A 13,273-nucleotide genomic window follows, 5' to 3' on the forward strand; every position below is an offset into this window, starting at 1 on the left:
GGGTGGACGGTTTGCTGCGGTACGGTAACGTCTTCCCCCGGGCGTTGCGCTAGCACGCCGGTTCGAGGAGTCACCGGGACCAACTCCCGGGCGGCCGGCCAGTGGGCGCGGTCGGCTCTGTCCTGTCGGTTGGCATAAGGGGTTCGATGACTGATCTGGGCGGGGGCTACCAGCCCCAGGGCGCGCAGCCGTGGCACCCAGGCGACCCTGGATACGGCGGCCAGGAGCAGCAGCAGATGCCGCAGCAGCACCAGCAGACCGGGGCCTGGCAGCAGGTGCCCCAACAGCAGCAGGGCCAGCAGTTCGACCAGGCCCAGTTCGTCCAGCAGGGTTTCCCGCAGCAGCAGGGCTGGCAGCAGGACCAGTACGGGCAGCAGGTCCCGCAGGCGCAGCAGCAGGGCGGCCAGACGCTCGGCGGCCAGCAGTTCAACGTCCAGCAGCAGATGATGCAACAGGCACAGCAGCAGGGCCAGTTCGTGCAGGGCGGCGGGCAGTACGACCAGTTCGGCTACCCGCAGCAGCAGATGCCGCAGCAGATGGCCCAGCAGGTCCAGCAGCAGGCGGTACCGCAGCAGTTCATGCCGCAGGGGCAGCCCGGGCAGCCGGGGCAAATGGGGCAGACCGGGCAACTCGGGCAGCCAGGGCAGCAGTTCCCGCAGCAGCAGATGCCGCAGCCGGGACAGCCCGTCCGCCAGCCGCAGGCTCCCCAGGCCCCGCAGTCTCCGCGCGTACCGCGGCCCGCGGGCCCGGGTCCGGACGGGATCGACTGGGAGGCCGAGGCCGCCGCGCTCGACGCCCCGGCGGCCGAGCCGGCCGTCGAGGAGTGGGTGGACGACGAGCTCCACGACGGGCATCCCGAGGACGCCGATGCGGTCGAGGAGGACCGTCCGTCCCTCTTCGGCGGTGACGAGGAGCCGGAGACCCGGGAGTCCGATCGCAAGCGCAAGGAGAAGGGCAAGAAGGAGGGCCGCCGCAACCGCGGTGCCTGCCTGATCGTCGCGGTCTGCCTGCTCGGTGCCACCGCCGGTGCGGGCTGGTGGGGTTACGGCTTCTACCAGACGCACTTCGGTCCGCCGCCGGACTACAGCGGCGACGGCAGCGGCTCGGTGAACGTGGAGATCAAGACCGGCGACTCCGGTCAGGCGATGGGCCAGGCACTCAAGGACGCCGACGTGGTCAAGAGCATCGGGGCGTTCGTCAACGCGGTCGGCAAGAACCCCAAGGGTGCCTCGATCCAGCCCGGTACCTACACCCTCGCCCACCAGATGTCGGCTGCGGCCGCGGTGGCCAAGATGGTCGATTCCAACGGCGGCAACGCGCTCACCATCCCCGAGGGCAAGAAGGCCGTCGACATCTACGCGAAGATCGACGCCAAGCTGAAGCTCCCCAACGGCACCACGGCAGGCGTCGCCAAGGACAAGGTCAACGAGCTCGGCCTGCCGGACTACGCCCACGGCAACATCGAGGGCTTCCTCTACCCGACCAAGTACTCGGTCACCGACGGCATGAAGCCCGAGGACCTGCTCAAGCAGATGGTCTCGACGGCTGTCGACCACTTCAAGCAGCTCAACCTGGACGCCGGAGCGCAGCAGGCCGGTGTGAAGGACGGCTACCAGGTGCTCATCGAGGCCAGCATCGTGCAGGCCGAGGGCAACAACTCGGCGGACTTCGGCAAGATGGCCCGAGTCGTCGCCAACCGGCTGAAGAGCAACACCTACCTGGGCATGGACACCACGCTCCAGTACCAGCTCGGCCGTACGACGATGTCGGACAAGGAGATCGGCGACAAGTCGCTGGCGTACAACACCTACGTCAACCACGGCCTGCCGCCCGGTCCGATCAGCAACCCGGGCGACGACGCCATCAAGGCGGCGCTGAACCCGACCCCGGGCGACTGGGCGTACTGGATCGCGATGTCCCCGACCGAGACCCGCTTCGCGACCACCTTCGACGAGCACAAGAAGAACGTCCAGGAGTACTGCACGGCCCGTGGCAAGGGCTTCGACCCCGTGCGCGGTATGTGCAAGAGCTGACACGGACGGCCCCGAGGGCGAGGTCGGCACCCGCGAGGCGCTGATGCCGTACCCGCCGACCTGACATGACGGTCGGCGGGTACGGATATTCGCCGGTGGCAGCGCGGCATGGAGTCGGTCTTGTTCAAGAAGCCCGAGTCGGCGCTCAGTTGCAGGGCCTCCAGGGCCTCTCCCTGGTTGCTGGTCGCGAGCCGACGGGCGAGGCTGCCATCGGCGGCCGCCGGCGTAGAGAACGACGGGTCGTCGCGGCCGCGGCGGTCGCGCGGACGAAGCGTGACATAGTTGCTCCTTGCGAGGTTGTCGGTACTGGCCTGGCGGAAGTGCCGCCCGGAGCCTGGCTCCCTCTCCACCTGCTGTCTTTGCCGAAACCTGGGGATTGTCCGGTTCTCCGTTCGGAGTTGGCCGGATCAGGCACGGAATGGGGAACCCACGTGAGGACCTACCACCGGGCCGCCGTGCTCGGTTCGCCGATCGCGCACTCGCTGTCGCCCGTGCTGCATCGGGCCGGGTACGCGGCGCTCGGGCTGGACGACTGGCGGTACGACCGGTTCGAGGTGGGTGAGGACGGGCTGGCCGCCTTCGTGGGGGAGTTGGGGCCGGAGTGGGCCGGGCTGTCGCTGACCATGCCGTTGAAGCGGGCGGTCATCCCGCTGCTGGACGAGGTGAGCGCGACGGCGCTGTCCGTGGACGCGGTGAACACCGTGGTGTTCCACCCGGAGGGGCGGCGCAGCGGGGACAACACCGATGTGCCGGGCCTGGTGAACGCGCTGCGCGAGCGGGGGATCGAGCGGGTGGAGAGCGCCGCCGTGCTCGGCGCGGGCGCCACCGCGTCCTCCGCGCTGGCGGCGCTGGCCCAGGTGTGCGACGGCGAGGTGACGGCGTACGTGCGCAGCGCCGAGCGGGCCGCCGAGATGCGCTCGCTCGGCGAGCGGCTCGGGTTGAGCGTGCGGACCGCCGACTGGGAGCACGGGGCACAGGCGCTGGCGGCGCCGCTGACCGTCTCCACGACCCCGGCCGGGGCGACCGACCACTTCGCCGATGCGATCCCCGAGCGGCCCGGAGCGCTGTTCGACGTGCTGTACCACCCGTGGCCGACCAGGCTGGTCGCGGCCTGTGCGGAGCGGGGTTCGACGGTGCTGGGCGGTCTTGACCTGCTGGTACACCAGGCGGTGCTCCAGTTCGAGCAGTTCACCGGTGTCTCCGAGGGCCCGCTGGCCGCGATGCGTGCGGCCGGGGAGGCGGCGCTCGCCGGGAACTGAGCCGGATGACGGTGGGCGGCCGACGCCGGCGGCGGGGTGTCCGCAGCGGTGTCCGCTCTCCGGACTGTGGCCCTTTGTGCGGGGACGACGTGAAAGGATCAGTCCTGTAGGACGGGCCCACTTCGGCCCGTCGGATGGAACACCCGGCCGGGCCGTAGCCGCGAACTGCGGACCGGGCCGCTGACGAAGGAGGTCCGTTGGGTACGTTGCGCTGGCTGACGGCGGGGGAGTCGCACGGCCCCGCACTGGTCGCGACGCTGGAGGGCCTGCCGGCCGGTGTGCCGGTGACCACCGGGATGGTGGCCGACGCGTTGGCCCGTCGGCGGCTCGGCTATGGCCGTGGGGCCCGGATGAAGTTCGAGCAGGACGAGGTCACCTTCCTCGGCGGCGTCCGGCACGGGCTGACCATGGGCAGCCCGGTTGCGATCATGGTGGGCAACACCGAGTGGCCCAAGTGGGAGCAGGTGATGTCGGCCGACCCGGTCGACCCCGAGGTGCTGGCGGGTCTGGCCCGCAACGAGGCGCTCACCCGTCCCCGTCCGGGCCACGCCGACCTGGCCGGGATGCAGAAGTACTCGATCGACGAGGCCCGCCCGATCCTGGAGCGCGCCTCCGCCCGGGAGACGGCCGCCCGGGTCGCGCTCGGCACCGTCGCCCGCTCCTACCTCAAGGAGACCTGCGGCATCGAGATCGTCTCGCACGTGGTCGAGCTGGCCTCGGCCAAGGCCCCGGCCGGGGTGCTGCCGAAGCCCTCCGACGAGGCGAAGCTGGACGCCGACCCGGTGCGCTGCCTGGACCCGGAGGCCTCCGCCGCGATGGTCGCCGAGATCGACCAGGCGCACAAGGACGGCGACACCCTGGGCGGTGTGGTCGAGGTGCTGGCGTACGGCGTGCCGGTGGGGCTCGGCTCGCACGTGCACTGGGACCGCCGGCTGGACGCCCGGCTGGCGGCCGCGCTGATGGGCATCCAGGCGATCAAGGGCGTCGAGGTCGGGGACGGTTTCGAGCTGGCCCGGATCCCCGGTTCCGAGGCGCACGACGAGATCGTCCCGACCCCCGAGGGCGTCCGGCGTACCTCCGGCCGCTCCGGTGGTACCGAGGGCGGTCTGTCCACCGGCGAGCTGCTGCGGGTGCGCGCCGCGATGAAGCCGATCGCCACCGTCCCGCGCGCGCTGCGGACCCTGGACGTCCGTACCGGCGAGCCGGCCAAGGCGCACCACCAGCGTTCGGACGTCTGCGCCGTCCCGGCCGCCGGGATCGTCGCGGAGGCGATGGTCGCGCTGGTGCTCGCCGACGCGGTGAACGAGAAGTTCGGCGGGGACAACGTCACCGAGACCCGCCGCAACGTGCAGGGTTACCTCGACCACCTGATCGTCCGATGACCGGTCCGGTAGTCGTGCTGGTCGGCCCGCCCGGGTCCGGCAAGAGCACGGTCGGCCGCCTGCTCGCCGAGCGGCTCGGTGTCGCCTTCCGCGACACCGACGCCGACATCGAGCAGCTGGCGGGCAAGCCGATCCCGGAGATCTTCATCGACGAGGGCGAGCCGCACTTCCGCGAGCTGGAGGTGCGGGCCGTCCGCGCGGCGGCCGAGACCCACGACGGTGTGCTCGCCCTCGGTGGCGGCGCGGTCATGGCCGAGTCCACCCGTGAGCTGCTGGCGCCGCTCCCGGTGGTCCTCCTGGAGGTCGCCCTCGGTGACGCCGTGAAGCGGGTCGGCCTGGACGCGCCGCGCCCGCTGCTCGCCGTCAACCCGCGCGCCCGCTGGCGCGAGCTGATGGAAGCCCGCCGTCCGCTGTACCTGGAGGTGGCCACCGCCGTGGTGGACACCGAGGGGCGCACACCGGAGCAGGTCGCCGACGCCGTACTCGAAGCACTGGAGCTGAAGAACCCATGACGGACACCGTCACCATCCACGTCGGTGGCAGCGCCGGCCACGACCCGTACGACGTGCTGATCGGCCGCCAACTGCTCGGTGAGCTCGGCAAGTCGATCGGAACCAAGGCGAAGCGGGTGGCGGTCATCCACCCGGAGGCGCTGACCGCGACCGCCGACGTGATCCGTGAGGACCTGCTGGGCGAGGGCTACGAGGCGATCGTCCTCCAGGTGCCCAACGCCGAGGACGCCAAGAGCGTCGAGGTCGCCGCGTACTGCTGGTCGGTGCTCGGCCAGACGGGGTTCACCCGCAGCGATGTGATCGTCGGACTGGGCGGTGGTGCCACCACCGACCTGGCGGGCTTCGTCGCGGCCACCTGGCTGCGCGGGGTGCGCTGGATCTCCATGCCCACCACGCTGCTCGGCATGGTGGACGCGGCGGTCGGCGGCAAGACCGGCATCAACATCGCCGAGGGCAAGAACATGGTCGGGGCCTTCCACCCGCCCATCGGCGTGCTGGCCGACCTGGCGACCCTGGAGACCGTCCCCAAGCACGACTACGTCTCCGGCCTGGCCGAGGTGATCAAGGCCGGCTTCATCGCGGACCCGGTCATCCTGGACCTGATCGAGGCCGACCCCGAGGGCGCCACCACCCCGGCCGGGCCGCACACCCTGGAGCTGATCCGGCGGGCCATCCAGGTCAAGGCCGACGTCGTCTCCGGCGACCTCAAGGAGGCCGGCCGCAGGGAGATCCTCAACTACGGCCACACGCTGGGCCACGCCATCGAGCGCAATGAGCGCTACAAGTGGCGGCACGGTGCGGCGATCTCCATCGGCATGGTCTTCGCCGCCGAACTCGGCCGCCTGGCCGGGCGGTTGGACGACGCCACGGCCGACCGCCACCGCACGGTGCTGGCCTCGGTCGGCCTGCCGTTGACCTACCGCGCGGACGCCTGGCCGAAGCTGCTGGACGCCATGAGGATCGACAAGAAGTCGCGCGGTGACCTGCTGCGCTTCGTCGTCCTGGACGGCCTCGGCAAGACCTCCATCCTGGAGGGTCCTGACCCGTCCCTGCTGGTCGCCGCCTACACGGAGGTGTCGCGATGACCCGCGTCATCGTGCTCAACGGCCCCAACCTCGGCCGCCTCGGCAGCAGGGAGCCGGACGTGTACGGCGCGACCTCGTACTCCGGGCTGGTCGAGCGCTGCACGGCGCTCGGCAAGGAGTTCGGCTTCGAGGTCGAGGTGCGGGAGACCAACTCCGAGCAGGTGATGGTCGAATGGCTGCACCAGGCCGCGGACGAGGGCACGCCCGTCGTGATCAACCCGGGTGCGTTCACGCACTATTCGTACGCGATGCGCGACGCCGCCGCCCAGCGGACCGCACCGATGATCGAGGTGCACATCTCCAACCCGTACGCGCGCGAGGAGTTCCGGCACACCTCGGTGATCGCCGCGGTCGCCTCCGGCACCATCGCGGGCTTCGGCCTGGGCTCGTACGAGCTGGCGCTGCGCGCCATCGCCGAGCAGCTCACCACCCGCTGACACCTGGTCAACGGTGGCCCACCGGCCGCTGATCCGCGGCTGACCTGCGGTTGATCAGCAGCTCACCGGCCCGGCGGCGGACTGTGCCCGCCGCCGGGCCGACGTGTAGTGTCGCCGCTTGGGAGGTGCCAGTGACGCAGTACGCAGGGGGAGGACAGGTGCCGCCGCGACCGGTGGCACCGCCGAACGTCCGCCCGGAGGGGCCGACGGGCGGGCATCGGTCGTACCCGCAGGCCGGAGCTCCGCAGCAGCCTTCCGCGTACCCGCAGCCCTACCTGCCGCCGCACCCGCAGCCGCAGCCCGCGGCACAGCCGTACGCCTCGCGGTCGACGGTGCCGCTGACCGTGGTGCCGTCGGGCGGGGCGACCGGGCACTTCACGCTGCCGCACGGTGCCCCCGTGCAGCTTCCCCCGCCACCGCCGCTGCACGCCGCCACCGGGCCGATCGCCGTGCTGCTGATCGGGCCCGCCGGTGCGGGCAAGACCACCGTGGCCCGGCAGTGGGCGGAGCGCCGGCCGACCCCGACCGCGCACATCAGCCTGGACGACGTGCGGGAGTGGGTGCAGTCCGGCTTCGCCAACCCGCAGTCCGGCTGGAACAACGCCTCCGAGGCCCAGTACCGGCTGGCCCGCCGCACCTGCGGGTTCGCCTGCCGCAACTACCTGGCCAACGGCATCTCCTGCATCATCGACGACGCCGTCTTCCCGGACCGGCCGGCCATCGGCCTGGGCGGCTGGCGGCGGCACATCGGGCCGGGGATGATCCCGGTCGTGCTGCTGCCCGGACTGGACTCGGTGCTGGCGCGCAACGCCCGGCGCAGCGGCAACCGGCGGCTGAGCGACGACGAGGTGGCCCGGATCCACGGTCGGATGGCCGGCTGGTACAACTCCGGCCTGCCGATCATCGACAACTCGCAGCTCGACGTCAGCGAGACGGCGGCCGCACTGGACCGGGTGATCGTCAACCATCTCAACCCGCGCTGACCGGCCGCTTCCGGGGCCGGCCGTTCCGGGGCCGGCGGGGCGTTCCCGCTGTCGGTGGGGGCTGCGATGATTGGAAGGTCGCAACGGACCTATCGGGGGAGCCGCGCCCGTGCCGGAAGGCCACATCATCCACCGTCTCGCCATCGAGAACACCAGGGTCTTCGGGCAGCGCCCGGCCCGGGTGTCCAGCCCGCAGGGCCGGTTCGCCGACGGTGCGAAGCTGATCGACGGGCAGGTCCTGACGGAGGCCCAGGCGCACGGGAAGCACCTGTTCCTCGGCTTCGAGGAGGGCGCCTGGCTGCACATCCACCTCGGTCTGTACGGCGGTTTCACCTTCGGCACCGGCCCGGCCCCCGACCCCGTCGGCCTGGTCCGGCTGCGGATGGAGAACGACGACGCGTACGCGGACCTGCGCGGCCCCAACACCTGCGAGCTGCGCACCCCTGCCGAGAAGGCGGCCGTCCACCGGCGGCTCGGCCCCGATCCGCTGCGGCCGGACGCCGATCCGGACGCCGCCTGGCGGCGGATCTCCGGCAGCGGTACGACGATAGCCGCGCTGCTGATGGACCAGAAGGTGCTGGCCGGGGTCGGCAACGTCTACCGCGCCGAGGTGCTGTTCCGGCTCGGGATCGCCCCGCACCGGCCCGGGCGCGAGCTGTCGCGCGCCGAGTGGGACGCGATCTGGGCGGATCTGGTCGCCCTGATGCGGGAGGGCGTCGGCGCGGGCCGGATCGACACCGTCCGGCCGGAGCACACGCCCGAGGCGATGGGGCGCCCGCCCCGGGTGGACGACCACGGCGGGGAGGTCTACGTCTACCGCCGGGCCGCGATGCCCTGCCTGGTCTGCGGCACTGAGGTGCGCACCGAGACGCACGCCGCGCGCAACCTCTTCTGGTGTCCCACCTGCCAGCAGCGCTAGCCCGGCAGGGGCTGGCCTCCGGCGCGCGCTGGTCCCGCGTGCCCCCGAAGGCCAGCCCCCGAAGGGCCGCCCGCAGGGCTTCTCAGCGGTCGCTGATGACGCGCTGAAGCAGGACGCCCAGCTGCTCGCGCTCGGCCGGGCCGAGCGGGGCGACGAGTTCGGCGTTGGCCTGCTCGCCGAGGGTCTCCGTGCGGCGCAGCAGTTCGCGTCCGGCGGCGGAGAGGGTGATCAGGTTCCGCCGGGCGTCCTTCGGGTCCCGGGTGCGGGTGACGAGTTCGCGGGCCTGCAGTTCGTTGAGGACGGTGACCACGTCCTTGGGGTCGATCTTCACCGTCCGCGCCAACTCGGCCTGGGCGACCGGCTCGTACTCGGCGACCGCACACAGCACGGCGTGGTGCGGCAGCCGCAGCTCGGCCTCGGCGAGGTGCTCGGCCACCAGGCGGTGACCGAGGGCGGCGGCGCGGCCGAGCAGCCAGCTCGGCAGGGTCTGCAGGCGGCTGAGTGCGGGGTCGTTCATGTCAGGAATCCTATCGACAAAACGTTGGACATCCCCATGGATTTACCCCTATCGTTGGTCTCGCCAATGAAGCGTTGGTGTCCCCAATGAAAGGTGCGTCCATGCGCAAGGTCAACATGCACGGTTACGACGGCCCCTCGGCGCTCCGCCCGGGCGAGGCGCCCGAGCCGGTGGCAGGCCCCGGCGAGCTGCTGCTGCGCGCCGAGGCGGCCGGTCTCACCCTGCCGGTCCTCAAGGTGCTGAACGGCTTCGGCGAAGTCCCGCTGCCGCACTGCCCGGGCGGAGACGTGGTCGGCCGGGTGGTGGCCGTCGGCGAGGGGGTTGCGGAGTACCGGGTGGGCGACCGGGTCGGCGGGCTGGCCTTCCAGGACGTGTACGCCGAGCTGGTCACGGTCCAGCCGGCCCTGGTCACACCGGTTCCCGAGGAGGTCGGCGCGGCCGACGCCCTCGCGGTCGTCCGCAGCGGCCTGGTCGCGCTCGCCGCGCTGCGCGCCGGACGGCTGGAGCGGGGCGAGTCGGTGCTGATCACCGCCGCCGCGGGCGGGGTCGGCCACCTCGCCGTCCAGCTGGCCCGGGCGCTCGGCGCGGGGCGGGTGGTCGCGGCGGTCGGTTCGGCGGCGAAGGCGGACTTCGTCCGCTCGCTGGGCGCCGACGAGGTGGTCCGCTACCAGGACGCCGACTGGGGTGCGCCGGTCGACCTGGTGGTCGAGAGCGTCGGCGGCGAGGTGCTCCGGCGGACGGCCGAGGCCCTGGTGCCGTTCGGCCGGTTGGTCGTCAACAGCGGTGCGGGCGGCACGCTGGACGCAGGCGCACTGCTGCGCGGTATGCACACCGCCGTTGGACTGTCGATGCGTGAACTCTCCCGACTGCGGCCCGAGTTGATCGAGGACTACCGCAAGGAGCTGTGGACGCTTCTCGCGGACGGGGCGCTGCGGCCGGTCTCCGTCTCCTTCCCGCTGGAGCGGGCGGCTGAGGCGGCCCGGGCGCTGGCCGATCGGGCCAACCTGGGCAAGGTGCTGCTGGACCTGTCCTGATGCGCGCCGCGCCCTCCGCCGGGGGCCGGGCAGGACCCCACGGACCCTTGACAGGTCCAACTCACCGCCTGAAGGATGCCCGATGGCTCGCTCGCGGTGACGGGCCGTCAGCGTCCGTCGGCGGCCCCGGCGGTGAGAATCGAGGTCGAGGGCATTGTCAGCGCACTCCGCACTCCGAATACCCCGCCGAGCCGCCCGGCTGCTGCTCGCCGCGCTGCTCGCCCTGGTCGGCATCCTGACGGCCGGTGTTCCGGCCCGCGCCGACTTCGGCACCGACTACCACGACCCGTTCAGCGTCACCCAGCCGCTGAAGCGGCCCACCACCAAGTCCTGCGCGGTCGAGGTGATGCACGACCGGCAGTTCCGCAACGGGTACGGCAACCCGCCGGACACCCCGTACGTCGGACAGCTCACCCCGCCCGCCGACTGCGCGGGCCCCTGGTCGAAGGTGGTGCTCGACCTGCACGGGCAGGTCGCCGGGCGGCAGTTCGACCGGCTCTTCACCGTCCGGGTCGGCGGTGTCGAGGTGATGATGTCCTCCACCCCCGAGCCCTCCCAGGACGGCATCGAGTGGCGGGTCGAGCACGATCTCACCCGTTACGCACCGCTGCTGACCACCCCGCAGCCCTTCGAGTTCGACCTGGCCAACGTCACCGACTCCACCTACACCGGGGTCTTCACCCTCTCGGCCACCGTCACCTACTACACCGCGAACGCCGCCTGGCCGGCCAGCGAGCAGGCCGACCGGCTGCTCACCGCCGGCGGTTTCAGCCTCACCCAGGCCGCGCCGACCGCTGCCGGGGACCTGGTCTTCCCGGCCAACCTGGAGCGCTTGACCGCCGAGGTGTACGCCAGGGGCGGCGGCGCCTGCGAGGAGTTCGCGTACGCCGCCGCGCCGGACGACTTCGTGGCCAGGAACCCGGGTCTCGGCTACTGCGGCAAGGGACCGTTCCGTGAGCTGCGGATCGCGGTGGACGGCCGGGTCGCCGGGACGGTCTGGCCGTACCCGGTGATCTACACCGGCGGATGGGAGCCGCTGCTCTGGCGGCCGATCCCGGGCATCTTCGCCTTCGACCTGCCCGCCTACCAGGTGGACCTCACCCCGTACGTCGGGCTGCTGCTGGACGGCCGCCCGCACTCGGTCTCGATCACGGTCAACCAGGCCGAGAAGCAGAGCAACGACGCCTGGACCGGTCAGGTCAACCTGTTCGCCACGGTGGACCATGGCAGCACCCGTACCAGCGGCGCACTGACCGACTACCGGGTCGCCCCCGAGGCCGCCGTCGCCACCTCGCTGGACGACCAGGGCGGCGGCAGCGGCGCCTGGCAGGTCACCGCGACCCGCCACGACCTCGCCCGGGGCTGGGTGCAGACCTCACACGGCCGGGTCACCACCGAGGTCCGCGACGACCTGAGCTTCCGGTCCGGGCAGCGGCTGGCCGACCAGGGCAACGATCTGGTGCTGCACAACAACGCGGACCTGACCCGCACCACGTCCAACTGGGGCGGCGGCCCGCACCGGGTCCGCACCGCGTACGAGGCCGAGCCGCTGGACGTGACCTACCGCAGCACCTCGGACTCCGTAGGGAACTCCGACCAGCGCGCCGCCATGCAACTCGGCTACCACCGGGTCGACACCACGGCCACCGGCGCCCACACCACCTCCCGCGCGAGCGTCGACCACACCCTGAGCCCGAGCGCCCACCGGCACAGCGGCGACTCCACCGTCCGGACCGCCGAATCCACCGAGAGCTACCGGGCGAGCGGCCCCGACGGCCCGTACGAGCGCACCGTCACCACCCGTGACGGCTGGCCGGTGAACGGCGGCTGAGCGGCCGCCACCCGGCACCGAGCCGCGGCCCCGGAAGACCTGCGACGGTCGACCGGGGCCGCCGTGCCGGTCGGCCCGTCACCGCCGTGCCGGTCGGGCAGCGACGCCGCGCCGGTCGGGCCGTCACCGCCGTGCCGGTCGGGCAGCGACGCCGTGCCGGTCGGGCCGTCACCGCCGTGCCGGTCGGGCAGCGACGCCGTGCCGGTCGGGCCGTCACGGCTGCAGGGCTGCCAGGCAGAACCGCACCAGGCCGGCGTCGACCTCCTTGATGATCTCCGACATCTCCGACCAGGGCGGCTGGAACTCGGTGCCCCACTCGATGGTGTAAGCGAAGACCTTGCCCTTGGACGGGTCGACGAGGTGCCGGGAGTAGGCGTAGTCGTCGCTGGTCCCGCTGGTCGGGTAGAGGTCGTAGCCGGCCTTCGGCGTGTACGCGGTGCCGCGGACGCCCTGCAACCCCTGGCAGAACCGCTGGGCGAGCAGCACCGAGGTGTCGAAGTCGTCCTTGGCGATGAACTCCCCGTACCTGTCGGCCGCGAGCCCGCGCTGCCCGTCGAAGGCGGGGTTCCGGAAGGTCATGGTCTGGTCGGTGGACTGGTCCTGGTCGTCGCCCCAGACGTAGAGCATGTCCTCGGAGTAGCTGTGCACATCGACGAACCACCGGGTGCGGGGGTAGGAGTCCAGCAGGCGGCGGACGTTGCGGGTCTCGGGTTCGGAGAAGGCGGCCGGCCCGTGGAACACCTGGTAGTCGCACGGGTCTTCGGAGACCTGGACCCCCGAGTGCGGGGCGAAGGCGGTGGTGAAGTCGAACAGGAAGTCGTAGTTGCGGTTGATGTCGACGCCGACGCAGGAAGGGCCGTGCGAGTAGGCGGGGTTGCGGTTCTTTCGCCACATCGGGTCCACGGTCTGGCTGTAGTGCCGCCCGTCCGGGTTGACCAGCGGGAAGACGACCAGGTCCATGCCCTCCAGCACGGTCCGCACCTGTGCCGAGCTGAAGCTCGTGGCGCCGTACCCCAGGCCGGTACCGGTGTGGTACGCCTCCAGCAGGTCGGCGGCGAGGTGGACCAGGATCTCGCAGCTGCCCCATTCTCGGGCGTGCACGCCGCCGATCAGCACGGCGCAGTCCCTGGTGCCGGTCGGGGCGGCGCCGATCCGCAGGGCGTGGCAGGTGTTCCCCTCGACCGACGGTTCCAGGAGGGTGACCAGCTGGCAGAGTGAGGGATAGGCGGTGGACAGGCTGACCACCGCGGAGTCGACCTCGGTGGTGTTCAGGTACGACAT

At 72.0% G+C, this 13,273-nt stretch carries 12 protein-coding genes; 10 read left to right on the forward strand and 2 right to left on the reverse strand.

The features are described 5' to 3' along the window. Window positions 1-146 precede the first annotated feature (146 nt). The 8 genes from mltG to ACWDAK_RS06770 all read left to right on the forward strand — a co-directional run bounded on the left by mltG (window position 147) and on the right by ACWDAK_RS06770 (window position 8,610). Complete coding sequence (gene mltG, locus ACWDAK_RS06735) at window positions 147-2,033, forward strand: endolytic transglycosylase MltG (protein WP_344637191.1); 1,887 nt, start codon at window positions 147-149, stop codon at window positions 2,031-2,033. Between the two features lie 431 nt (window positions 2,034-2,464). Further along, complete coding sequence (locus tag ACWDAK_RS06740; protein ID WP_344637192.1) at window positions 2,465-3,292, forward strand: shikimate dehydrogenase; 828 nt, start codon at window positions 2,465-2,467, stop codon at window positions 3,290-3,292. Between the two features lie 197 nt (window positions 3,293-3,489). After that, the gene (gene aroC, locus ACWDAK_RS06745) at window positions 3,490-4,674 is read left to right on the forward strand and encodes a chorismate synthase (RefSeq protein WP_344637193.1); all 1,185 of its coding nucleotides are present in this window, start codon (window positions 3,490-3,492) and stop codon (window positions 4,672-4,674) included. Then, on the forward strand, window positions 4,671-5,186 hold the full coding sequence (locus ACWDAK_RS06750; protein WP_344637194.1) for a shikimate kinase: 516 nt from the start codon (window positions 4,671-4,673) through the stop codon (window positions 5,184-5,186). The genes aroC and ACWDAK_RS06750 overlap by 4 nt, the downstream gene beginning before the upstream one ends. After that, window positions 5,183-6,271: a 3-dehydroquinate synthase gene (gene aroB / locus ACWDAK_RS06755; protein ID WP_344637195.1), complete on the forward strand. Its 1,089-nt coding sequence runs from the start codon at window positions 5,183-5,185 to the stop codon at window positions 6,269-6,271. The genes ACWDAK_RS06750 and aroB overlap by 4 nt, the downstream gene beginning before the upstream one ends. Continuing rightward, the gene (gene aroQ / locus ACWDAK_RS06760) at window positions 6,268-6,708 is read left to right on the forward strand and encodes a type II 3-dehydroquinate dehydratase (protein WP_344637196.1); all 441 of its coding nucleotides are present in this window, start codon (window positions 6,268-6,270) and stop codon (window positions 6,706-6,708) included. Before aroB ends, aroQ begins: the two co-directional genes overlap by 4 nt. Window positions 6,709-6,866: 158 nt before the next feature. After that, window positions 6,867-7,691 carry an AAA family ATPase gene (locus tag ACWDAK_RS06765; RefSeq protein WP_344637197.1) on the forward strand — a complete coding sequence of 275 codons (825 nt, stop codon included), beginning with the start codon at window positions 6,867-6,869 and terminating at the stop codon, window positions 7,689-7,691. 109 nt (window positions 7,692-7,800) lie between these two features. Next, window positions 7,801-8,610, forward strand: coding sequence for an Fpg/Nei family DNA glycosylase (locus ACWDAK_RS06770; RefSeq protein ID WP_427394540.1), 810 nt, complete (start codon window positions 7,801-7,803; stop codon window positions 8,608-8,610). Window positions 8,611-8,692: 82 nt separating this feature from the next. Here ACWDAK_RS06770 and ACWDAK_RS06775 read toward each other — a convergent pair whose 3' ends face one another. Then, window positions 8,693-9,127 carry a MarR family winged helix-turn-helix transcriptional regulator gene (locus ACWDAK_RS06775; protein WP_344637199.1) on the reverse strand — a complete coding sequence of 145 codons (435 nt, stop codon included), beginning with the start codon at window positions 9,125-9,127 and terminating at the stop codon, window positions 8,693-8,695. A gap of 101 nt (window positions 9,128-9,228) precedes the next feature. Between ACWDAK_RS06775 and ACWDAK_RS06780 the strand changes: the two genes are divergently transcribed. Both ACWDAK_RS06780 and ACWDAK_RS06785 read left to right on the forward strand, forming a co-directional pair. After that, a complete protein-coding gene (locus ACWDAK_RS06780) occupies window positions 9,229-10,161 on the forward strand; it encodes a quinone oxidoreductase family protein (RefSeq protein ID WP_344637200.1) in 933 nt (310 codons plus the stop codon). A gap of 154 nt (window positions 10,162-10,315) precedes the next feature. Further along, window positions 10,316-11,992: a peptide-N4-asparagine amidase gene (locus ACWDAK_RS06785; protein WP_427394539.1), complete on the forward strand. Its 1,677-nt coding sequence runs from the start codon at window positions 10,316-10,318 to the stop codon at window positions 11,990-11,992. A 213-nt stretch (window positions 11,993-12,205) separates the two neighbouring features. On the opposite strand, the gene ACWDAK_RS06790 is transcribed toward ACWDAK_RS06785, so the two are convergent. Further along, a complete protein-coding gene (locus ACWDAK_RS06790) occupies window positions 12,206-13,273 on the reverse strand; it encodes a M14 family metallopeptidase (protein ID WP_427394538.1) in 1,068 nt (355 codons plus the stop codon).

The sequence above is a fragment of the Kitasatospora sp. NPDC001175 genome, from assembly GCF_053598215.1.